Source organism: Roseobacter sp. AzwK-3b (assembly GCF_000170875.1).
Lineage (GTDB): Bacteria > Pseudomonadota > Alphaproteobacteria > Rhodobacterales > Rhodobacteraceae > Roseovarius > Roseovarius litoreus.
Genome location: NZ_ABCR01000006.1, coordinates 134234 through 156822 on the forward strand (window position 1 = coordinate 134234; position 22589 = coordinate 156822).

A 22589-nucleotide genomic window follows, 5' to 3' on the forward strand; every position below is an offset into this window, starting at 1 on the left:
CCCTTAATGTGTGCCTTCGAAGGCTTCTTGGCCCTCGCCAAGACTATCCTTGTCGAGATACTTGTTTTCACTTTCCGGTCCCTCGCGCCACTCGAGGAAAGACCGGTAGAAGAACGCCACCGCATGGATGAAGACCATCCCCGCAAAAGCGACCAGCAGGATCTTGAACAGGAAATACGCGTTGAACCCGTTGGGCGAAAAGCCGATCGTCTCAACGTTCCAGCGCAGCGCGCGCGACTTCATCAAGAGACGATCGAGGGACTCGCTGGCCGATGGGTTGGGCACGATCAGATGGCGCCACATGAAGAACCAGCCATAGAGCCAGATGATGACCGCCATTGGCATCATGAAGAGCAACGATCCGACCATATCGATGACCCGTTTGGTACGAAAGCTGACCGCGGAATAGATCAGATCGACACGCACATGCCCGCCCTGAACGAATGTGTATGTGGCGCAAAGCGACACGACCAGAGCGTTGTAGAGTTTGAGTTCCTCGGACCACCAGCTGATATCCATCTCAAGCGGAATGCCAAAGCCGATCACGATTTCGGGGCGCGCGAAGATACGCTGCAGAAAGACGATGATGATCTGCTGGATCACCATGATAAGCCCGGCCCATGCGAAAAACCGCCCGACGGTGTTGGCAAACCCTTCGAGAACGCGCACGCATCCCCACATGAACCCGTTGCGCCACAGGCCGATGCCCGTGCAGACGAGGAACACCGTGAAGACCACGAAGAAGAATTCCACCGATCCGCCGTAATAGACGAACCGCATGATCGCTTCCTTGTCCGACCAGTCGAGCCAAAGATGCGGATGGCTGATCGCATAGCCCAAATTGTAGAAAGCCATGGCGATGTTCTGAACAAGCCAAAGGATGCCATCCAGAACGGCATCAAGCCCGCCGGTTGTGGCAGTATCATTCATCACGACAATCCCCGAATGGTCTGCAAATCATGGCCCCGTTTACGCGTCGGTCGTTCAGGCAGGCTCTTGCAAGGCTGGCCGGCAGAAGATGCCGTGCCCCCGGAAGAGGGGGGACACGGCCGATGTTTGAAGCCGAGCTTAGAGGCCCATCACGCGGTTACGCTGCGCGGCGAATTCGCCTTCCGAGCGGCTGGCCCAGGACGCCGAGCTTGCCAGCGACGCCATGTAGCTGTCGTAGCAGGTCTTGTAGATCTCGTCGCTCAGGGATTCCTCGACCACCTCTTTCGACGCGGCGCCGAACGCATCCCAGATGGCGTCCGAGAAGCTCAGAAGCTTCACACCGCTCGACTGCAGACGTGTCAGGGCCGCCGAGTTGTTGGCCATGAACAACGACATGGTCCACAGGTTCGAGGCGCGCGCGGCATTCTCGATGATCGACTGCTGCGCGGGCGTCAGGCTTTCATAGACTTCGAGGTTCACGTTCAGGTTCAGGTTCGGACCCGGCTCGTGGAAGCCGCCGGTGTAATAGAACTTGGTGATTTCCTGGAAACCGGCCTTTTCATCCGCCCAGGGACCGATCCACTCGGTGCCGTCGATCGCACCCGAGGCCAGCGCCTGATACACTTCGGCACCCGGCAGGTTCTGCACCGAGGCGCCTAGCTTGCCCATCACCTGGCCACCCTGCCCCGGCATCCGGAACCGCAGGCCTTGGAAGTCTTCGACCGCGTTCATCTCCTTGGCATACCAGCCCCCGGATTGCGGGCCGGTGTTGCCCGCCGGAAAGCTCTTGAGGCCGAAGATCGAATACAGCTCGTCGGCCAGCTCACGGCCGCCATCGTGATCGAACCAGTTGTTGAATTCCTGGAACGTCATCCCGAAAGGCACCTGGCTGAAGAACGACAGCGCAGGGTGCTGGCTGAGGAAATAGTAATCCACACCGTGGAACAGGTCGGCCTGTCCGGCGGTCACGGCATCGAATACCTCGAAGGCGCCGACCAGTTCGCCCGCGGCTTTCAGATCCACGGTCAACTGACCGTCGCTCATCGCGGTGATCGCATCGGCACAATATTGCGCGCTGTCATGGACCCCAGCCAGGCCGCGCCCCCAGGTGGTCACCAATGTAAGGGTGCGCTTGCCCTGCGCATAGGCAGGGGCGGCCAGACCAGCAGCGGCGGCTGCAGTGCCGCCAAGCGCGGAATTCTTCAGAAATGAACGACGATCCATAGGTATCTCCTCCTGGATATGAGCCTTTGCCAAATCCTCCGTCGGCGCAAGACTCGGTTAAAGTAGCAGGAACCTAGCGTGTGATGCGACGGACGCAAATACCAACTAATGCGTAGATTGCATCAAAAAGGCCAAAAAATGAGACCCGCCGCCCGGACGCCTCTGCACACACGGAGCATAAGTGCGGACTAGGATTTTCCGTCAATTCAAGCTAACCGGGCGCGTAAACGTCCCTGATTGACAGTGCCTGCATGAATTACGGCCAAAAACTCTTTCTTACCGCAACACTGCCGTTGATCCTGGCGGCAGTCGCGATATCGGTTCTGGTCACGCTGCAGTCCCGCCAGCTCGCCGAGCGCGAAATCCGGCAACTCGAAGAGCAGCTGATCGCGGCCAAACGGGCCGAATTGAAGAACTACCTGTCGCTGGCCCGTAATGCCGTCATCAACATCTATGGCCGCGCGGGTCCCGACGACGCTGCGGCCAAGCTTGAAGTAACGCGCACCCTCGCAGCGATGCTCTATGGTCAAGACGGATATTTCTTTGTCTTCGATTATGACGGCAACAACCTTGTCAGCCCCCGAAAGACCGATCTGATCGGCGCCAACTGGAGCGGAATGACCGATCCAAACGGGATCGAGATCACCAACGAATTGATCCGTCTGGCACGCACGGGCGGCGGCTATCACACCTATGACTGGCCCAAGCCCTCGACCGGCGAGATCGCTCGCATGGCGGTTTATGTGATCGGCTTTCAGGACTGGCGTTGGGCCATCGGCACGGGCGTCTTCATCGACGATGTGGTGGCCACCGTGGCCGCGTCCCGCGAACAGGTGGAAACCCGGGTGCAGCGGACATTTCTCTATATCGGGGGGATTACGCTGGCTGCGTTGCTGCTCGTGTTCACCAGCGGGTTGTTCATCAACATCCGTGACAGGCGCTTGGCCGATGCGAAGCTCAAGAAACTTACTCAACGCGTGTTCGACGCACAGGAAGAGGAACGCCGTCGGGTTGCGCGGGAATTGCATGACGGGATCAGCCAGATCCTCGTTGGTGTGCGCTTTTCGCTGGAAATCGCAAAACGTCGGCTGGCCAATGGGGACAGTGCCGGCAGCGACAACCTTGGACAAGGCATAGAACACCTGTCCGGCGCGATTCAGGAAGTGCGCCGCATAAGCCGCGATCTGCGCCCCGGGGTGCTGGACGATCTGGGGCTTGGCCCCGCGATCCGGACTTTGTCGGAAGATTTCGGTCAGCGCACCGGAATCGAGGTTTCGTTCGATACTGTCGTGTTCCGCAACCGCCTTGATGAAGAGGCAAAGATCGCTCTCTACCGCGTCGCCCAGGAAGCCATGACCAATATCGAGCGTCATTCCGGTGCGACCCATGTGGCGATCGACCTGCGCGGCCACAGCCGGGGCGCCACCTTGAGGATCTCCGACAATGGCCGCGGCATTCACCCCGATGATCCGGCCAACGCCCATGGCACAGGTTTGGGCCTTCGCAACATGCAGGAACGGGTCGAGCAATTGAACGGCACGCTGCGTATTCAGTCGTCGCGAAACGGCGGCACCCTGATCGAGGCCAATGTGCCCCTCACCCATCTTCTGCCCCCACAGGATCGCATTGGTGAAGAGACAAGAGCCACCGCATGACAGACCCACAGCCTGCCCCCATCCGCATCGCAATCGTCGACGATCATCCGATGGTCGCGCAAGGCCTGCGTACCATCCTGGAAAGCTATGACGACATCGAGGTGATTGCCTCATTGTCGAGCGGCGAGGCGATCATCGAGCGGGTCGAGGCACTGCAACCCGATGTGATCCTTCTCGATCTCAACATGCCAGGCATCGGCGGACTGTCCACGGCAGAAATCATCCTTGAACGGCGCCCCGAGACGCGCATCCTGATCCTGTCCATGCATGACAGTCCGGAATATATCACGTCGGCGCTCAGTCACGGCGCGGTGGGCTATGTGCTCAAGGATGTGCCGACCGAAGAGATCAAACATGCGATCGATGCGGTGATGACCGGCCAGCGTTATCTCTGCACGGGCGCCAAAGGCTCGCTTGAACCCTATCAGCGGCCCGGTCGCGAGCAGCTGACCAACCGCGAACAGACGATCCTTTTGCAGCTGGCACAAGGCAAGTCGAACAAGGACGTGGCGCACACGCTCGATATCTCGGTGCGCACCGTCGAAACTCACCGCAAGAACATCAAGCGCAAGCTCGGCATCAGCTCGACCGCGGGGTTAACGCGCTATGCGCTGGAGCACGGTGTGCTGCAGGGCGGCACAATGGCACGGCTGTGACAGAAAACCCGTCATTGTCACGGTCCGATTGCGGGCAGCCGCCTCCGGGCGCAACAAATGGAAAGAATCCCCCCGGCTTCACGAAATCTTTTCTTTGAAATGTGGTTGACGCCCCCCTCAGTGCAACCTAATGTCCCGCCCACGCAGTAAGGGAGTCGCCTTGAATGGCACCGCTAGTCGTAATCGTAGGCAACAGGCGCATGGGCCGGTAACGGACGCCATAATGGTCCCCATGCGCCCCCGGAATACCGGGGGCTTTTTTATGCTTAGAACAGTGAATTGACGTCATGAACGGAGCAAAGCGATGACACGTCAGATGACCGGAGCGAAAATGGTGGTTCAGGCCCTCAAGGATCAGGGCGTGGACGTCGTATTCGGATATCCCGGCGGTGCGGTGCTACCGATCTATGACGAGATCTTTCAGCAAAACGACATCCGCCATGTTCTTGTCCGGCACGAGCAGGGTGCGGTCCATGCCGCCGAAGGCTATGCCCGCTCCACCGGCAAACCGGGTGTGGTTCTGGTGACATCCGGCCCCGGCGCCACCAATGCGGTGACCGGCCTCACCGATGCGCTTATGGATTCCATCCCGATCATCGTGCTGACCGGTCAGGTGCCGACCTTCATGATCGGCAACGACGCCTTCCAGGAGGCCGATACCGTCGGCATCACGCGCCCCTGCACGAAGCATAACTGGCTGGTGAGCGACACCAAGAACCTCTCCGAGATCCTGCATCAGGCGTTTCACGTCTGCACCGCGGGGCGTCCTGGCCCGGTTCTTGTGGATATTCCCAAGGATGTGCAATTCGCTTCAGCCGAATACACCCCGCCGCAAAAGGCCAAGACAAGCCATTACCAGCCGCAGGTCAAGGGCGACATGGCCACGATCATCGAACTGGTCGAGGCCCTGGAAGTGGCTGAGCGTCCGATTTTCTACACCGGCGGCGGCGTCATCAATTCCGGTCCCGCCGCCAGCCAGCTTCTGCGCGAGCTGGTCGAAGCCAGCGGTATCCCCATCACCTCGACCCTGATGGGACTGGGCGCATATCCGGCCAATGGGCAGCACTGGCTGGGGATGCTGGGGATGCACGGCCTCTACGAGGCCAACATGGCAATGCATGGCTGCGACCTGATGATCAACATCGGCGCGCGCTTCGACGACCGGATCACCGGGCGTCTGGACGCGTTCAGCCCCGGCTCGAAAAAGGCGCATATCGACATCGACCCGTCATCCATCAACAAGGTGATCAAGACCGATATTCCGATCATCGGCGATATCGCCCATGTGCTCGAAGACGTGCTCAATGTCTGGAAGTCGCGTGGCCGCAAGGTGAACCGCGACGCGATCAAGAAATGGTGGTCCAAGATCGAGACGTGGCGCAAGGTCGATTGTCTTTCCTTCAAACAGGAGGGCAAGTCGATCAAGCCACAATATGCGCTGGAACGGCTCGAAGCGCTGACCAAGGATCATGACCGCTACATCTGCACCGAAGTCGGCCAGCATCAGATGTGGGCGGCTCAATATCTGGGCTTCAACGATCCCAACCGTTGGATGACCTCGGGCGGCCTTGGCACCATGGGCTATGGCTTCCCGGCGTCGATCGGCGTGCAGATGGCCCATCCCGATGCATTGGTCATCAATGTCGCGGGCGAGGCAAGCTGGCTGATGAACATGCAGGAGATGGGCACCGCCGTGCAATATCGCCTGCCGGTCAAGCAGTTCATCCTGAACAATGAACGTCTGGGCATGGTGCGCCAGTGGCAGGAACTTCTCCACGGCGAGCGCTATTCCTCCAGCTGGTCCGAGGCACTGCCTGATTTCGTGAAACTCGCCGAGGCGTTTGGCGCCAAGGGTATCCTTTGCTCGGACCCCGCAGATCTCGACGACGCGATCATGGAGATGTTGAACTATGATGGGCCGGTGATCTTCGATTGCCTCGTCGAAAAGCACGAGAACTGCTTCCCGATGATCCCGTCGGGCGAGCCACATAACAAGATGCTTCTGGGGCAGAACGCCTCGACCAAAGACGCCATCGGATCAAAAGGCGCGGTGCTGGTCTGACCGCATGAGGGCGCGCGTGCCCTGCCCTCGCGCCCTCCGCCTGAACTGCAAGACGTGCCGCGTGGCACGGTCATCACCAAGGAAACGTCATGTCGCCTCTACAAATCAAAAAAGGCTCATCCAAGCATTCGGCCTATAACCTGCGCCCGACCTTCTCGGACGAGGTGGAATCGCACACATTGGCGGTGATCGTTGACAACGAACCCGGCGTGCTGGCCCGGGTCATTGGGCTGTTTTCGGGCCGTGGCTACAATATCGACAGCCTGACCGTGGCCGAGGTCGATCATACCGGCCATACCAGCCGCATCACCATCGTCACCACCGGCACCCCGCAGGTAATCGAACAGATCAAGGCCCAATTGGGTCGCATCGTGCCTGTCCACGAAGTCCATGACCTCACGGTGGAAGGCAAGGCGGTCGAGCGGGAACTGGCCCTGCTCAAGGTTGAGGGATCCGGCGACAAGCGGGTCGAGGCCCTGCGCCTTGCAGACATATTCCGCGCCAACGCTGTGGACAGCACGTTGAACAGCTTCGTGTTCGAGATCACCGGCACGCCCGACAAGATCGACGCCTTCGCTGACCTGATGCGCCCCCTCGGCCTTGTCGAAATCGCCCGTACCGGTGTCGCAGCCCTGCGCCGCGGCAGCGTAACCGACGTCTAAACCGCCTTGCGCCCGGCCTCGACCGGCGGGGCCGCCTCATGGCGTGGTGTCTCGACCTGTCTCGTCGCGGGAAAAGACACCACGTTTGGGCCATCACAGGCCCCGGCCTGACCCTCGGATTTCAGCAGGGTGGCAGAACAAGCGACCAGGTCTTTCGGCAATGTGGGAAACGCATGTGACGCCACAAGCTTGGCATTGTTGGCCCGTCGCAATGCGCCGTCCCACATGACATCGAAATGGATCAGGTCGCCCGCGTCCAGATCAGCGCCCGAGTGCATCCCCTCCTCCGCCGACAGAAACGCTAGATCACCCTGGTCCTCACACCAGATTACGGCGCGACTACCCTCGATGTCTTTCCACAAAACCACTCCGTACATGTCACAACCTCTTCGAACCGCTTTACTGCTGCGTCACAATACCCTTAGCAGGACACGCAAACTGACAGGACGCAAGCCGCAAACTTGTATCAATTTGCAACAGTTCTGACGCTATTTGGCGTCAGGCTTGGCCATGTGTCTTGGCAATCTGCAGAATTTAGACCAGATTTCCTGTCAAGATCGCATAAAAGGCCAACAGCCTTGTGCGGAACCGCGGTTTTACAAGTTGGGTCACGTTGCGACAAAATCATTCAGAGCTTGATCCCGCCATGCTGCGCGGGATCTTCGGTCGGAACCTGCGACTATTGAGTGCGCCGTATGCGTCTATAGCGGCCCTGTGCCGAGAGCTTGGGATCAATCGAACGCAATTCAACCGGTATCTATCCGGCGAAAGCTTTCCCAGACCGGATGTCCTGCACCGGATATGCCTCTTCTTCGCGGTGGATGCGCGCGTCCTGCTGGAGCCTGTCGAAAGCCTGAATCGTAGGGATACAGGACTGCTCGATCACCCGATGGTCCAGGAGTTTTTCGGCCGGGCGCCGACCGACGTGCCGCAATCCGTTTTTCCTTCGGGGTTTTTCCGCTTCATCCGGCGAAGCTTCATGAATCAGGACCTGTTTGCCGTGGGTCTGGTCCATGTCAGCCGACAAGCAGGATATACATTCCTGCGCGGGTACGAACCACGCAGCGCCCTACGCCATCAGGGCATTTCGATGGGGCCGAGCGAACGCGAGTTTCGCGGTGTCGTGATGCGCCAGCAGGACGGCGTCATGGCAATCGTTGCGCATCGCGGCTCGCATTCAAGCTCGTTCAACTTCCTGACGCCAGAACGCACCTTCCAGCATGGACTATGGGAAGGCTACGCCACCCGCACTGTCCCCGAAAGGATGACAGGACGTCGTGCCACGCGCATGATCTACGAACATCTTGGAAGCAATCGGACCCTGATCCTCGAAACTGCCAGACAGGCCGGGCTTGCCACAGCGTCCGAGCTTCCAGCCTATCACATCAACCTCCTACGCCTCGAGGAGGAATTCAGGTAAGCGTGTCGCCTTGGGCAAATTCTGGTCGCGAATTGTCGGTCCAGGACGGGGATTTCCTGTTCTGAGCAAGAGGGATCAGAGAACGGAGACCCGCAATGACGCAGACCGTAACAGACCTGTCCAACGTGCGCGCAGATGTCAGCCGCGCGAACGGGCTGCCCAATGCCCATTACATCGACCCCGTCATCTATGACGAGGAAAAGCAGGCCCTGCTGTTTTCGCAATGGGCCGGGCTTGCGGTCGCGGCGGATGTTCCCGAACCGGGCGATGCCGTGCCTCTGGAATTCGTCGGGATGCCGCTTCTGCTGATCCGGGACAAGGATGGCGATGTGCGGGTGTTTCAGAATATCTGTCGCCATCGCGGCATGATCCTTGTCGAGACCCCCCGCAAGATCGAAGGCGCGATCCGCTGCCCCTATCATTCGTGGTGTTATTCAACCAAGGGCGATCTGGTGGCGACCCCGCATGTGGGCGGACCGGGTCAGAACACCCATGATGCGATCAAGCGCAACGAACTCGGCCTGATCGAAGTGCGCAGCCATGTGTGGCGCGATGTCGTCTGGATCAACATCTCCGGCGATGCGCCTGCTTTCGAGGATGCGATGTCGGACGCGATGCAGCGTTGGCGCGAATTCGAGCTGCCACTTTATCATGGCGGCCACGACAGCCGGTTTACACTGGACGTGAACACCAACTGGAAACTCGCGATCGAAAACTACTGCGAAAGCTATCACCTGCCCTGGGTCCATCCCGGGCTGAACAGCTATTCCCGACTCGAAGATCACTACAATATCGAAAAGCCCGGAGAATATTCCGGTCAGGGCACATTGGTCTACCGGCAATTGTCTAACGAGAATGGCGACACATTCCCCGATTTCGAAGAGGTGGGCAGCCGCTGGAACGAAAGGGCCGAATATATCGCCGTTTATCCCAATGTCCTTCTGGGCACACATCGCGATCACGCCTTTGCCATCATCCTCGAACCCAAAGGCCCCGAACGCACGGTCGAGCATGTGCATCTGTACTATTCCGTGCCTGACAGCGACGAAGGGCTGCGGATGCGCAACAGTCAGCTTTGGAAGACCGTATTCGAAGAAGACATTTTCGTGGTCGAAGGCATGCAGAAGGGCCGCCATGCCGCGCAATTCGACGGTGGCCGCTTCTCACCGGTGATGGACAGCCCGACCCATTGTTTTCATCATTGGGTTGCCGACAAGGTCGAAATCCACCGGGCCAAGGCAAAGGCCGCCGAATGACCAAGGATCTGCACGCCCGAATGCTCTGCGCCCACGCGGCGCAGGACCGGGCTGCGCTGATCGAGCTCTACGCGGAAGCCGCCGACAGCGTGAACGATGTGGATGCGTCCTGTTTCTTCCTGACCCATGCCTATGTCTTCGCGCTCGAGGCTGGCGCACCGGTTGCTGCCGCGCTTCACGCCCGACTCAAGCAGCACGGCCGCGAGGCGTGATCCGCAGCCAGATCCCATCGCGCCCCCGCACCGTCAGATGCGCCACGGGCATCGCCGGGCGATCGGGCACGATGTCGAAGCGATAGGCGCGCACCAGAAGCGCCAGCAAAAGCACGCCCTCGATCATCGCGAACCCGGCCCCCGGACACACCCTCTGTCCCGCGGAGAAAGGCATATAGGCACAGCGCAAAGCCTCTCGCCCGTCGGGCGTGTCAAAGCGCTCGGGATCGAACGCATCAGGCTTGTCCCACAGCCTTTCGTGCCGGTGCTGATGCCATGGGCTCAACACGATCTGGGCGCGCGGCGGCACATCGCGATCACGCAATCGCTCGGGGCAAGTCGTCTCGCGCACCATCATCGGCACGGGCGGGTAAAGCCTCAGAGTTTCGCGGAACACATCGCGGGTCTGCCGCAACCGGGCGATATCCGAGAAGTCCGGCGCCTCTTGCCCGATTGCAGCCAGCACTTCGACAGCGACCCGATCCTGCCATTCCGGATAAAGCGCGAGCAGATACAGCGCCCATGCAAGAGCCGAAGCGCTGGTCTCATGACCGGCGAGAAAGAAAATCGCCACCTGATCCACCATCTCTTCGGTGTCGAAGCGTTCGCCCGTGAGCGGATCGGCGGTTGTCATGATCTTCGTCGCCAGATCATCCGGTGCGCGTGCAGCCTTGATCTCGGTCATGCGATGGGCGGTCAGCCGGGTAATCAACGCACGGATTTCCTTGGCGGTCCGCCGCGCGCCGCGGCGGTGAAACCTCGGGAACCAACGCGGCAAAGGCACCAGAGCACCAAGGTTCAGCACTGGTTGGGCGCGCTGATGCTCTCGGAACTTGTGGAACACCGCGCTTGCGACCTCATCTTCGATCGGAATGGAAAACAGCGTGCGAAAGATCACATCTGCGGCGGCATGGCTGGCCTCTGCCTCGATCTCGATCGGCTCTCCATCCGCCTTGCCCTGCAGGCGTGCCACCGCGCCCTGACCGGCGGCCAGCATGGCGGGGAACGTGTCGCGCAGCCGTCCGCCTTCGAAAGAGGGATCGATGATCCGGCGCTGCCGCTTCCAAGTCTCGCCATTGGTGACGAAGACCGAATTGCCCAGTAGAGGCGCCAAACCCTCGCGGATCCGGTCGGATTTCGGAAAATCATCGGGGCGCTGCTTCAGAACCAGATCGACCAGATCGGGCTGGTTGCACAGGTACGATCGAAAGAACGGCGTGCGAAACTCTGCCATCCACGCGCGATAAAGCCGGGCGGGCTGCGCCGACAGGATATCCTGCCGAAACAGCCGCGTATACCGCCACAGGGACACCCTGCCCTCTTCGCGCGCCGGGGGCTTCGGCGGAAGGGTCATGTCGAGACCCCGGTATATCTTGAAACCGGCCGTTCGATCCGGCTGGGGGACGGGGTACGCCCCCGGTATCGCGCGGCCAGAGTCTGCGGCCCGGCGGTGATGCGGAAGTAATCGTAATCGCCCGGATAATCGAAGGCGCACATATACTGGAAATGCAGCCGAAAATACTGCCGCCGCAGCAGCTTCCACCGCTCAGGGCTGAGCGTATGCCGGAACGCCGCGGACAGAACCAGCGGCCAGCGCTTGCCCTCTGGGGCGACCCCGGTTACAGCCACCGGATCACAAAGTGCAAAGGCACAACCATCGCCCGGTGCGCTCACATCCACCCAAGTCAGCTCGTCCCGGGTACTGAGATAGCGCAGATCTCCCCGAAGCCTGCTGGCTTTGGGCAGAAAGGAGACCATTGGCACCACCTGTCCAAGCGACAGAAACGCCAGAGCCGGCCCATTCGCGGGTACCCTCCCCGCCCGGATGAGGTCGGACAGGATCGACACCGCCAGATGCACCCCCGAAGAATGACCGACCACCAGAACCTCCTGCACATCCTCCGACAGGGCCTGCGCGATCAGATCGCCGAATTCGGCCATCCGCGCTTCAAGCTCGGGCGGATTGGCCCCGCGATACCGCGCCGAATAGGCGTAATCATGCATAAGGTAATAGACCAGAAAGCGGTTGTCATTGCGCCGAAACCATTCCAGCACGACCGGCAGCGCGATCAGCCCGCCCCAAGCGAGCCAGGGATGGATCAACCCCAGCACCGACCCCAGCCCAAACGCCGCCAGCACCGCCAGCACCAATTGCAGCAACAGGAACCCGACAGGATAGAGCACGGCCAGAAATGGGCCTTTTCGCAGGCCTATCAGCGGAAACAACGCGCCCGATGCGATATAGACCCAGGCGGTCTGCAGCAATTGGCCATAGGTCGCCAGAACGCCCTGCGCCATGCTACCGCGCACGATATCGGACCAGACCAAAACCTCGACATCCGCCTGCACCTCGGCGCCATCGATCCGCGCCTCGACATGCCAGCCGAAACGGCCCTTTGTCCTGCCCGGCGACAAGGCGATCTCATAGCCGCAGATGGCCGCCTGTTCAGCGCCCTCCTTGCGGTACATCTCGCGATATTTCCGCGCATGGACCGGATCATAGCCCGGTACATAAAACACGCGCCTGCGATGAACCGGATCACTGGTCAAACTGTCGAACCCTCACGTCATGTGGCGTGATACGATAGCCCAGAGGTTTGGCAAGAGTAAGTCCTAACCAAGGACCGCCAGTGACGGAAAGGTTTCGAGCAGCCAGAAGGACAGGTCGGAAAACCCGCCCGTCAGCATCAAAAGGCCGATGGTCCACAGCAAAAGCCCCATGACGCGCTCGATCCGCTCCATGTGGCGCTTCATCCAGCCCATCAACCCACCAAGCCGCGGCAGGAACGCCGCCACCAGCAAAAAAGGCACGCCCAGACCCACCGCGTAGACCGCCAGCAGCAGAGTACCGCGCGCCACATTGGCCTCCGAGGCCGCCAGCGACAGGATCGCCCCCAGTTGCGGGCCGATACAGGGCGTCCAACCAAAGGCAAAGGCCAGCCCCAGCACATAGGCGCCAAAGGACGACCCGCCTCGGTCGCCCACATCCATACGCGCCTCGCGGTCCAGAAATCCGATCCGGAACACACCGACGAAATGCGCCCCGAAAATCATCACGATGATCCCGGCAAAGGTGTTGAACCATCCCTGATACTGCAGGAACAGGCTTCCTATGGCCGACGCAGTGAAACCCAGAAACAGGAACACCGTCGACAGCCCCATCACGAAGAACAGCGCAGGCATGACAGCACGCGCGCGCGCCGTCCGCTCGTCGGTCAGATCCGACAATGCAATACCGCTGATATAGGCCAGATACGGCGGCACGATCGGCAGCACACATGGGCTGAGAAACGAGATAACACCGGCAAACAGCGCAATGGCCATAGCCGGGATCAGGGCCGCATCTATGATTTCGAATCCGAACATAACCGAGACATAGACAATCGCGCGCACCGCGTCACGCCACGCGATGTCACATCCTTGTGGACAGGCTGTAACAAGGCGACTATGTCGCAGCACATGGAGATACAGGACCATATCGACGCCACCGGGCTGCTCTGTCCCCTGCCCGTCCTGAAACTGCGCAAGCGGATCGGGGCGCTTGCTCCGGGCCAGTGCATCGAGATGCTGGCAGACGATCCCGCCGCCGTGATCGACGTGCCGCATTTCTGCGCCGAGGCAGGGCATGAGCTTGTCTCGACCGACACCCGCGATGGCGTGCAGGTCTATCTGGTGCGCAAGGCGGCCAAGGCGTGAATCGCGCTGCAAATCCTGCGGCCTGACCCCAAAACAAAAACACCGCACCCCCACAGGGGCGCGGTGCTTTCATCTTCAGGATAGCTCCGTCAGCGGCCGATCGACCACCAGCCGCGGCGCTTGGGCTTGGGTGCAGCCTCGGCCTTTTGCTCTGACGTCTCGTCGCCGCCAGCCATGGCCGGGGCTTTTTCGACCGTCTCGACGCTGTCGGCTGGCTCCGCCGCTTGGGTCGGCTCGTCCTGCGCAACAGTGGCCGGCTCCTCGGTCACCACCTTGGTTTTCTTCGCAGCGGGCTTTCGGGCAGGCTTCTTTTTTTCCTCTGCCACCGGCGCGTCGGCCTCTGCGGCAGGCACCTCGGCCTCTGCCTCCGCAACAGCCTCGGCCTTTGCAGCCTCAGGTTTCTTGCGGGTCGATGGCTTGCGCGGGGCCCTCTTGGGTTTCTCGGCCACAGGCTTTGCCTCGGCCTCGGGCTCCGCCTCGCCTGCAGGCTCTGCCTGAGCCGTTGTGGCCGTCTCAGCTACAGGCTCAGCCGCCTCGGCACGCTCCGAAACAGGCGCGTCCTTCTTCTTGCTGCGCGAGCGCGAACGGGATTTCGGCTTGGCCTCGGCTTGCGGCGCGTCCTCCTCGGCAGGCTGATCCGCCTTCACCTCATCGGAACCCGCGACAACTTCGGCGGCACCCTCATCCGCAGGCTTCGCCGCCTCGGAGGGCGCATCATCCGCACCCTGATCCTCGGCCTCGTCACCGTTGGCGGCCGCGTTCTCGCCATTGCCCTTGGATTTCGAGCGGCTGCGACGACGGCGGCGACGCCGCTTCTTGGGCTTTCCCTCGCCGTTTTCCTGATCGTCGTCCTGTGTCCGATCGCCGTCAGCATCGCTGACGGTATCGGCCTCGACATCGTCGTCGATCTCGTCCTCGATCGCGTCGTCCACATCATCCATCAACGAACTGTCGACCGACACCACCGGCGCCACGGCCTCGGGCACGCTGCGGGTGGCCGTCTTGAACTTCTCCAACGAGAAATCCGGGCTGATGAGCATAGGATCGCCTTCGATCCGCACCGACAGGCCATAGCGCAGCTCGATCTGCGCCACATGCTCGCGTTTCTGGTTCATCAGGTAATTGGCCACGGCCACCGGGCACTTGACCAGCACCTCGCGCGACCGGCGGCGTACGCCTTCTTCCTCGATCTGGCGCAGGATCGACAGCGACAGGTTGTCATCCGACCGGATCAAGCCTGTGCCATGACAGGCAGGACAGGGCTGTGTCGTGGCTTCGATCATGCCGGGACGCAGACGCTGGCGCGACATTTCCAGCAGGCCGAACCCCGAGATGCGGCCCACCTGAATGCGCGCGCGATCCGACTTCAGCTTGTCCTTGAACCGCTTTTCGACCGCTGCGTTGTTGCGGCGCTCGTCCATGTCGATGAAATCGATCACGATCAGACCCGCCAAATCGCGCAACCGCAACTGACGGGCCACTTCCTCGGCTGCCTCGAGATTGGTCTTCAGCGCGGTTTCCTCGATCGAGCCTTCCTTGGTGGCCCGGCCCGAGTTCACGTCGATCGCCACAAGCGCCTCGGTCACCCCGATCACGATATACCCGCCCGAGCGCAGCTGCACCGTCGGGTTGAACATCGAGCTGAGATAGCTTTCCACCTGGAACCGCGCGAAAAGCGGCATTGTGTCGGCGTAATGCTTCACGTTCTTGGCGTGGGACGGCATGATCATTTTCATGAAGTCCTTGGCGATGCGGTATCCCTGCTCGCCCTCGACCAGAACCTCGTCGATATCGCGGTTGTACAGATCCCGGATCGACCGCTTGATGAGGTCGCCCTCTTCATAGATCTTCGCCGGCGCGATGGATTTCAGCGTCAACTCGCGGATCTGTTCCCAAAGTCGCTGCAGATATTCGTAATCGCGCTTGATCTCGGATTTGGTGCGTTTGGCACCCGCCGTGCGAACGATCAGGCCCGCGCCCTGCGGCACGTCGATCTCGTTGGCGATTTCCTTGAGTTTCTTGCGGTCTACAGCATTGGTGATCTTGCGCGAAATGCCGCCGCCGCGCGCGGTGTTGGGCATCAGAACGCAATAGCGGCCCGCCAGAGACAGATATGTCGTCAGCGCAGCACCCTTGTTGCCGCGCTCTTCCTTGACCACCTGCACCAGAAGGATCTGACGCACCTTGATGACTTCCTGAATCTTGTATTTCCGCGGCCGCGGCTTGTGCTGCGGGCGGATATCCTCGTGGTCGTCGTCATCGGCCACCGACTCAATCGAATCGTCCTTGAAAGACGCATCCGAGCGGCGCTCGTCCTCGTCGTCATGGTGATCGTCATCCTCGGACAGATCGGCGCTGTCCTGGGGTTCTTCGACAGGCGTTTCGCCGACGATCTCCATCGGCGAGGTGCCCTCGGGCACCTCGTCGTCGAGATCGATGGTCTCCATGCCGGCAACGTCGCCGCTCGTGTCGCGGATCACGGCATCCTTGTCCTCGACCGCCTCAGCCTTGGAACGTGACCGGCTGCGCCGCCGCGACTTGGGCTTTTCGTCGTCGTCTTCCTTGGCGCGCATCGCCTCGGCATAGGCGCGCTCTTCCTCCATCAGCTTTTCGCGGTCAGCCACCGGGATTTGGTAGTAATCCGGATGAATTTCCGCGAACGCCAGGAACCCGTGGCGGTTTCCGCCGTAATCGACGAAGGCCGCCTGCAGCGACGGTTCGACCCGTGTTACCTTTGCGAGGTAGATGTTTCCGGCGAGCTGCCGTTTGTTTTCGGACTCAAAATCGAATTCCTCAACCTTGTTTCCGTCCACCACCACGACGCGGGTTTCTTCCGCGTGGGTGGCATCGATAAGCATTTTCTTGGCCATGTTTTCCGTTTGCTCCGCGCATGGCATCGCGCCCCGGCGGGGCGGACGTCTGCGGCGGGTATATGTTGGGGGCGATGACGGTCACACGGGCTGAGGCGCCACTTGCGGGGCCTGCTCTGTGATATGTCCGTTGTGCGCGTTGCATCGCGGTTCTTGGTCTCCGGCCCGAAACAGGGCCAACTCTGCGCCTGTCGATCCGGCGTATCGCCGGGCAGGCTTGTATGCGGCCCGACAAAGCGGGGCCTGATCGGTCTGTCGGGACGGCGGACGATGTCACATACCGCTCAGCCTCAAACAGCGAAACTCTGTTGTCAGGATCCGCAATCTGACGACGGCGGATATCCTACCCTCTAGATAGAGGTATTTGACCCCAAGTGACAATGGCTAATCGTTCAAGCCACACTCAGCCATTGGTAAATTCGAACGACGAAACCCTCATTCACGGGGTATCCAAGGCCGAAAGACGATATGTCGAAATTTTGACGGATCATCCCGCCTGCCCCGTCAACTCAGGTAATCGGAGCGCTGCAGACCGTATTTGGCCATCTTCTCGTTCAGCGTTCTGCGCGGCAGGCACAATTCGTCCATCACCGAGGCAATCGATCCCTTGTGACGCCGCATCGTGTTGTCGATCAACATCCGCTCGAACGCCTCGACATATTCCTTGAGCGGCTTTCCCTCGGTAGTCATCACCGGCTGCATGTCCTGATGATCCGACATCAGCAGCGATGCAATGGTGCCGCTACCGCGGCGCTCCTGCAGCACGGCGCGTTCGGCCACATTGAAAAGCTGGCGCACATTGCCGGGCCAGGGCGCCTGCAACAGCTGTGCCGCCTCCTGCGCCGAGACCTGCGGCGCCTCGCAGCCATAATCATCAGCGAATTGTTCGGAAAAACGGGTAAACAGCGTCAGGATATCCTCACCCCGTTGGCGCAACGGCGGTACGGTGATCCGCAGGCTGGCCAAGCGATAGAACAGATCGGGGCGCATCGCGTCCTCACAGGTGCGGTCTTGTTCCTGCATGTTCGAGATCGCCACGATCCGCGTCTCGGGCGGCGTGCCCTCATCGTTGATGAAGGTCAAGAGCCGCGACTGCGCGGCCTCGCTCAGCGCCTCGATATCCTCGAGCACCAGCGTGCCGCCCCGTGCCTCCTCGACCGCCGGCAGGCGGCTGTCCTCGGGTTGCACCGGGCCGAAAAGCCGCTTCATCAGCGCCTCTTCCTCATGGGCCGAGCATGACACCAAAACGAATTTCTTGCCCGCCCTCGATCCGACCGCGTGCAGGGCATGCGCCACCAGCGTCTTGCCGGTCCCGGTTTCGCCCTCGATCAGCACATGGCCATCCGCCTGCCCCAGATCGAGGATATCCTCCTTCAGGCGCGCCATTACCGGGCTCGCGCCGATCAGCTTTTTCATCAGCTGGCCACCATCCGACAACTCGCGACGCAGCGCGCGACTGTCCAGCGTCATGCGCCGCGCGGTCGTGGCTTTCTTGGCCAACTGGCTCATCCGGTCGGGGTTGAACGGCTTTTCCAGGAAATCATAGGCGCCCATGCGCATCGCCTCGACTGCCATGGGCACATCCCCATGGCCTGTGATCATGATGACCGGCAGGCTGGAATCGTTGCCCATCAGCTTCTTGAGAAACTGCATCCCGTCCATGCCCGGCATCTTGATGTCTGTCACCACGATCCCCGGATAATCCGGCCCAAGCACCTTCAACGCCTCCTCGGCGCTCGGGAAGGCCTCTGTGTCGTATCCAGACAGCGCCAGCCACTGGCTAATCGACTGCCGCATGTCCTTTTCGTCGTCGATGATCGCGATTTTCATTGCGCTCGGCATGTAACGTTACTCCGCTGCACGGGTCTCTTCGGTCAAGATAGGAAGCTGCACCTCGAATACAGCCCCCCCGCCCGACGCATTTCTCGCCGTCAGGCGACCCCCAAGGTCGTTCACGATACCCGAGGAAATGGCAAGCCCCAAGCCGACCCCGTCACCGGGCTGCTTGGTGGTGTAGAACGGCTCGAAGAGATTGTCGAAATCCTCGATCCCGTGCCCGTTATCGCGCACCGTCAGAACCGCCGTTTCACCGGCAGCCAGCAGAATGTCGATCGAGGCATCGTCGGTGCCTTCCGTGGCATCCATCGCATTGCGCAACAGGTTGATCATCACCTGCTCCACCCGCACCCTATCGGCCATCACGAGCACCGGCTCTTCAGGCAGGGTCCGGGTGATATTGACATGCCGCTGGCGCAGCTGCGGCTCCATCATCGACAGCGCCGAAGACAGCGCATCACCAAGATTTACAGGCGCGAACGTGTCACCGCTCTGACGGGCATAGGATTTCAACTGCCGCGTGATCGACCCCATCCTCTCGATCAGATCGTCGATCCTCTGGAACGACGACAGCGCCTCGTCCGGCCGGTTCCGGTTGAGCAGCAACCGCGCGCCCGCAAGATAGGTCTTCATCGCCGCCAGGGGCTGGTTCAACTCGTGGCTGACGGCGGCGGACATCTCTCCCAAGGCCGCCAGTTTCGAGCTTTGCGCAAGGGTCTGTTCGGCCACGGCAAGGTTCTCCTGCACGCGTTCGCGTTCGGCGATTTCCCGCTGCAGGCGCACGTTCAATGCGCGAAGCTCTGCCGACTCTCGCTGGAACAATGCCATGCGCAGCGTCGTGCGGCGGTTCAGGACCCAGAACGCAAGCGCCAGAAGAATCGCGAATCCCATGATCTCGAGCGCCAGAAACCCGTTCACCTTCTCGCGTACACTGGCATAGGTGGTGAAGCTGGCGATCCTCCAGCCACGAAACGCCACCCTGCCCTCGACCCGCATCACCGCCTCGCCTCGCACATAGGCATCCGCAGGCAGCGCGGTCCAGCCTGCAGTCGCCTGGATGGCCCGCTCTATCGCAGTGTCCACCGGCTCTCGGCGCAGCGCCTCTTCCTCGCTCAGCCCGCGCCAGCGCGGCTCTGTCGCAAGAATGATCCGCCCCTCGCTGTCGGTCACCAGAACCGCATCAGATATACCCGACCAGGCACGCTCATACTTGGCCAGATCCACCTCGACCACGATCACGCCAAGAACCTGGTTCTGGCGTTCCACGCGCCGCGAATAGGTGAACCGATACGCGCCCGTTTCGTCCTCAAGTACCTTGAAAACCGTATCTCTCGAGCGCAAGGCGTCCACGTAATAAGGCGCTTGCCGATGGTTCTTGCCCAACAGGTTCCGGTCCGTCACCGCCACCGCCCGACCGTCCCTGTCCAGCAGCGTCAGCGACGCCGCGCCGATCTCGTCAAGAAAGGAAATAAGCCGCTGGCTCGACTGGCTGAAATCACCCGATTCCAGCGCAAGGATCAGCGACGGGTCGCGTGCCAGCAATTGCGGGACGATGGCATTCTGGCGCAGCTCGCTCAGCAGGTTGCCGGAATAGAGCACCAGCCGCAATTCCGCGCGGTTGCGCGTGGATTCGGTGAACCTGTCGGTCAGCAGACGGTTGGTGACGAACACCACCGCCACCGCCAGCGCGACCAACACAATGAACACCAGGCGCAGACGCCAGGTGGTGGTATTTGACACCTTGAGACGGGCCGACGGTCGTTTTTTGCTCATTGCCGCAGTCTACGACGCAGCGCGACTTCGCTCAAGCGGTCATGCCTCGGCAAGCTGGTCCACAAGCGTACGGAACATCGCCGCGCCATCGGTTCCGCCCTGCAACGGTTCGGCCATGCGTTCGGGATGCGGCATCATGCCGAGAACCCGGCGGTTCTGAGACAGCACGCCCGCGATATCGTCGACCGACCCGTTCGGATTGTCGCAATAGGTGAAGGCCACGCGCGCCTCGCCATGAAGACGCTTCAGCGTCTCGCCATCGGCGAAATAATTGCCGTCATGATGCGCGATCGGCACCGTGATCTCCTGCCCCGACTGATAGCCTGCCGTAAAGGCGCTGTCGGCGGTCTCGACCCGAAGGCGCACCGGCTTGCAGATGTATTTGAGGTTCACGTTGCGCAGCAGCACGCCCGGCAGCAGGCCCGTTTCCGTCAACACCTGAAACCCATTGCAAATGCCAAGGACATAACCGCCCCTTTCGGCATGGGCCACGACCGACTGGCAAATCGGCGAATTGGCCGCGATCGCCCCGCACCGCAGGTAATCGCCGAAGGAAAAGCCACCCGGAACACCGATGATATCCACATCTTTCGGCAGCGCGGTATCCTTGTGCCAGACCATCGACACCTTGGCCCCGGCCTTCTCGAAGGCGACGGCCATGTCCCGGTCGCAGTTCGATCCCGGAAAGACGATGACAGCCGCGTGCATCAGGCGATCTCCACGCTGTAGCTTTCGATCACGGTATTCGCGAGCAGCTTCTCGCACATCTCGGTGACGCTGGCGCGGGCCGCCTCGGCATCGGTCTCGGCAAGATCCAGTTCGATCACCTTGCCTTGCCGAACCGCCTCCACACCGTCGAACCCAAGCTGGCCAAGCGCGTGCCGCACGGCCTCGCCCTGTGGGTCCAGAACACCGTTCTTCAGCATCACATGCACTCGTGCCTTCATCGTCGTCTTCCCGTCTCTTCGGGCAGCGCCCCGCGCCGCCGCCAGTTTGGCCGCGCGATCAGTTGATCAGCGTCGGTCGGTTCATCGGCGTGGCCCCTTTCGGCATCACGCCAAGCCGGTTGGCCACTTCGGTATAGGCATCCGTCAGACTGCCCAGATCGCGGCGGAACACATCCTTGTCCAGCTTCTGACCAGTCTCGATATCCCAAAGCCGGCAGCTGTCTGGGCTGATCTCGTCAGCCACGATAAGCCGCTGGAAATCGCCCTCATAGACGCGGCCGATCTCGATCTTGAAGTCCACCAGACGAATGCCCACGCCATACATGACACCCGACAGGAAATCATTGACGCGCAGCGCAAGGCTCAGGATGTCATCCATGTCCTGCTGGCTGGCCCAGCCGAAGGCGGCGATATGTTCCTCGGTGACCAGAGGATCGCCCAGCTTGTCGTCCTTCAGGCAATATTCCACGATCGGACGCGGCAGTTGCGTGCCCTCGTCCATGCCAAGACGCTTGGCCATGGTGCCCGCGGCATAGTTGCGTACGATGATCTCGAGCGGCACGATCTCGCAGGCCCGTACCAGCTGTTCGCGCATATTCAGCCGCTTCAGGAAATGGTTGGGGATGCCGATATTGGACAATCCGAGCATGAAATATTCCGACAGCAGGTTGTTCAGCACACCCTTGCCCTCGATCACGGCCCGTTTCTCGGCGTTGAAGGCGGTCGCGTCATCCTTGAAATACTGGACGATGGTTCCCGGTTCGGGACCCTCATAGAGCGTTTTGGCCTTGCCTTCGTAGATTTTCTTGCGCCGCGCCATGCAGCCTCCATCTCTGGACCGGGGCCGACTCCCCACTGATCTCAGCGCTGTCTTAGTCTATGCCTCCGATTGTCGCAAGAACGCGTTCGGCCCTTGCCCTTGCGCGGATTGAGTTGCATACCTTGGCAAACGCCAACGCCTGCTGAGGAAACCCGCCAATGAGCACTTTCGACGATCGCGAAAACGCATTCGAGAACAAATTCGCCCATGACGAGGAAATGAAATTCCGCGCCGAGGCGCGGCGCAACAAGCTTCTGGGCCTGTGGGCCGCCGAGCTTCTGGGCAAGACCGGCGCGGATGCCGACGCCTATGCCAAAGAAGTCGTGCTGTCCGATTTCGAAGAAGCCGGCCACGAGGATGTCGTGCGCAAGGTCGCCGGTGATCTGGGTGATCTGGCCGATGCCGACACGATCCGCGGCAAGATGGACCAGCTTATGCTCATCGCCAAAGACCAGCTGATGAAAGAGGTCTGACCGCTTTCTCATGCCTTAAAAGTTCCCGACGGGCCGCCCGCCACACAGGGCGCGCCCGTTTTTCTTTGTGCGCCATTCCCTTCAATCGCCCTGCCAA

Annotated in this window: 21 protein-coding genes; 9 read left to right on the forward strand and 12 right to left on the reverse strand. The window is 60.8% G+C overall.

The features are described from left to right. Positions 1-3: 3 nt before the first annotated feature. Together RAZWK3B_RS12360 and RAZWK3B_RS12365 are read right to left on the reverse strand one after the other, a co-directional pair. Positions 4-930 carry a TRAP transporter small permease subunit gene (locus RAZWK3B_RS12360; protein ID WP_007815596.1) on the reverse strand — a complete coding sequence of 309 codons (927 nt, stop codon included), beginning with the start codon at positions 928-930 and terminating at the stop codon, positions 4-6. Positions 931-1068: 138 nt separating this feature from the next. Continuing rightward, positions 1069-2154 (reverse strand): TRAP transporter substrate-binding protein, encoded by a 1086-nt coding sequence (locus RAZWK3B_RS12365; protein WP_007815599.1) that lies wholly within the window; start codon positions 2152-2154, stop codon positions 1069-1071. A 251-nt stretch (positions 2155-2405) separates the two neighbouring features. On the opposite strand from RAZWK3B_RS12365, the gene RAZWK3B_RS12370 reads away from it, so the two are divergent. From RAZWK3B_RS12370 to ilvN, 4 genes are all read left to right on the forward strand, one after another. Beyond that, the gene (locus RAZWK3B_RS12370; protein WP_007815601.1) at positions 2406-3809 is read left to right on the forward strand and encodes a cache domain-containing protein; all 1404 of its coding nucleotides are present in this window, start codon (positions 2406-2408) and stop codon (positions 3807-3809) included. Beyond that, positions 3806-4465 (forward strand): response regulator transcription factor, encoded by a 660-nt coding sequence (locus RAZWK3B_RS12375; protein ID WP_007815602.1) that lies wholly within the window; start codon positions 3806-3808, stop codon positions 4463-4465. Before RAZWK3B_RS12370 ends, RAZWK3B_RS12375 begins: the two co-directional genes overlap by 4 nt. A gap of 304 nt (positions 4466-4769) precedes the next feature. Then, positions 4770-6527, forward strand: a complete 1758-nt coding sequence (locus RAZWK3B_RS12380; protein ID WP_037295729.1) for an acetolactate synthase 3 large subunit — start codon at positions 4770-4772, stop codon at positions 6525-6527. 89 nt (positions 6528-6616) lie between these two features. Beyond that, positions 6617-7189 (forward strand): acetolactate synthase small subunit, encoded by a 573-nt coding sequence (gene ilvN, locus RAZWK3B_RS12385; RefSeq protein ID WP_007815606.1) that lies wholly within the window; start codon positions 6617-6619, stop codon positions 7187-7189. Here the strand turns inward: ilvN and RAZWK3B_RS12390 are convergent. Next, a complete protein-coding gene (locus tag RAZWK3B_RS12390; protein ID WP_157132244.1) occupies positions 7186-7566 on the reverse strand; it encodes a hypothetical protein in 381 nt (126 codons plus the stop codon). The two genes, ilvN and RAZWK3B_RS12390, sit on opposite strands and share 4 nt — an antisense overlap. A 269-nt stretch (positions 7567-7835) precedes the next feature. Here RAZWK3B_RS12390 and RAZWK3B_RS12395 point away from each other — a divergent pair, with 269 nt between their 5' ends. The 3 genes from RAZWK3B_RS12395 to RAZWK3B_RS12405 all read left to right on the forward strand — a co-directional run bounded on the left by RAZWK3B_RS12395 (position 7836) and on the right by RAZWK3B_RS12405 (position 10077). After that, entirely contained in the window at positions 7836-8609 is a 774-nt protein-coding gene (locus RAZWK3B_RS12395; RefSeq protein WP_050774232.1) for a helix-turn-helix domain-containing protein, read from the forward strand. A gap of 95 nt (positions 8610-8704) precedes the next feature. Beyond that, complete coding sequence (locus tag RAZWK3B_RS12400) at positions 8705-9865, forward strand: aromatic ring-hydroxylating oxygenase subunit alpha (protein WP_007815613.1); 1161 nt, start codon at positions 8705-8707, stop codon at positions 9863-9865. Next, positions 9862-10077, forward strand: a complete 216-nt coding sequence (locus RAZWK3B_RS12405) for a hypothetical protein (RefSeq protein WP_007815615.1) — start codon at positions 9862-9864, stop codon at positions 10075-10077. The genes RAZWK3B_RS12400 and RAZWK3B_RS12405 overlap by 4 nt, the downstream gene beginning before the upstream one ends. Here RAZWK3B_RS12405 and RAZWK3B_RS12410 read toward each other — a convergent pair. From RAZWK3B_RS12410 to RAZWK3B_RS12420, 3 genes are all read right to left on the reverse strand, one after another. Then, a complete protein-coding gene (locus tag RAZWK3B_RS12410) occupies positions 10052-11431 on the reverse strand; it encodes a cytochrome P450 (RefSeq protein WP_007815617.1) in 1380 nt (459 codons plus the stop codon). The genes RAZWK3B_RS12405 and RAZWK3B_RS12410 overlap by 26 nt on opposite strands. Then, positions 11428-12546, reverse strand: a complete 1119-nt coding sequence (locus RAZWK3B_RS12415) for a hypothetical protein (RefSeq protein WP_007815620.1) — start codon at positions 12544-12546, stop codon at positions 11428-11430. Before RAZWK3B_RS12415 ends, RAZWK3B_RS12410 begins: the two co-directional genes overlap by 4 nt. Positions 12547-12690: 144 nt before the next feature. Then, positions 12691-13443 carry a cytochrome c biogenesis CcdA family protein gene (locus RAZWK3B_RS12420; protein WP_037295734.1) on the reverse strand — a complete coding sequence of 251 codons (753 nt, stop codon included), beginning with the start codon at positions 13441-13443 and terminating at the stop codon, positions 12691-12693. An 81-nt stretch (positions 13444-13524) separates the two neighbouring features. Between RAZWK3B_RS12420 and RAZWK3B_RS12425 the strand changes: the two genes are divergently transcribed. Beyond that, positions 13525-13773, forward strand: coding sequence for a sulfurtransferase TusA family protein (locus RAZWK3B_RS12425; protein ID WP_007815623.1), 249 nt, complete (start codon positions 13525-13527; stop codon positions 13771-13773). Between the two features lie 89 nt (positions 13774-13862). Here RAZWK3B_RS12425 and RAZWK3B_RS12430 read toward each other — a convergent pair whose 3' ends face one another. The 6 genes from RAZWK3B_RS12430 to purC form a co-directional block, all read right to left on the reverse strand. Continuing rightward, positions 13863-16643, reverse strand: coding sequence for a ribonuclease E/G (locus RAZWK3B_RS12430; protein ID WP_007815625.1), 2781 nt, complete (start codon positions 16641-16643; stop codon positions 13863-13865). Positions 16644-17147: 504 nt separating this feature from the next. Beyond that, entirely contained in the window at positions 17148-18485 is a 1338-nt protein-coding gene (locus RAZWK3B_RS12435; protein WP_037295736.1) for a sigma-54-dependent transcriptional regulator, read from the reverse strand. Positions 18486-18491: 6 nt separating this feature from the next. Further along, positions 18492-20252, reverse strand: a complete 1761-nt coding sequence (locus RAZWK3B_RS12440) for a sensor histidine kinase (protein WP_007815627.1) — start codon at positions 20250-20252, stop codon at positions 18492-18494. Between the two features lie 39 nt (positions 20253-20291). Further along, a complete protein-coding gene (gene purQ / locus RAZWK3B_RS12445) occupies positions 20292-20960 on the reverse strand; it encodes a phosphoribosylformylglycinamidine synthase subunit PurQ (protein WP_007815628.1) in 669 nt (222 codons plus the stop codon). After that, the gene (gene purS, locus RAZWK3B_RS12450; RefSeq protein WP_007815629.1) at positions 20960-21199 is read right to left on the reverse strand and encodes a phosphoribosylformylglycinamidine synthase subunit PurS; all 240 of its coding nucleotides are present in this window, start codon (positions 21197-21199) and stop codon (positions 20960-20962) included. Before purS ends, purQ begins: the two co-directional genes overlap by 1 nt. A 58-nt stretch (positions 21200-21257) precedes the next feature. Further along, entirely contained in the window at positions 21258-22019 is a 762-nt protein-coding gene (gene purC, locus RAZWK3B_RS12455) for a phosphoribosylaminoimidazolesuccinocarboxamide synthase (protein WP_007815630.1), read from the reverse strand. Positions 22020-22177: 158 nt separating this feature from the next. On the opposite strand from purC, the gene RAZWK3B_RS12460 reads away from it, so the two are divergent. Continuing rightward, the gene (locus RAZWK3B_RS12460; RefSeq protein WP_007815631.1) at positions 22178-22492 is read left to right on the forward strand and encodes a DUF1476 domain-containing protein; all 315 of its coding nucleotides are present in this window, start codon (positions 22178-22180) and stop codon (positions 22490-22492) included. The last annotated feature ends 97 nt before the right edge of the window (positions 22493-22589 follow it).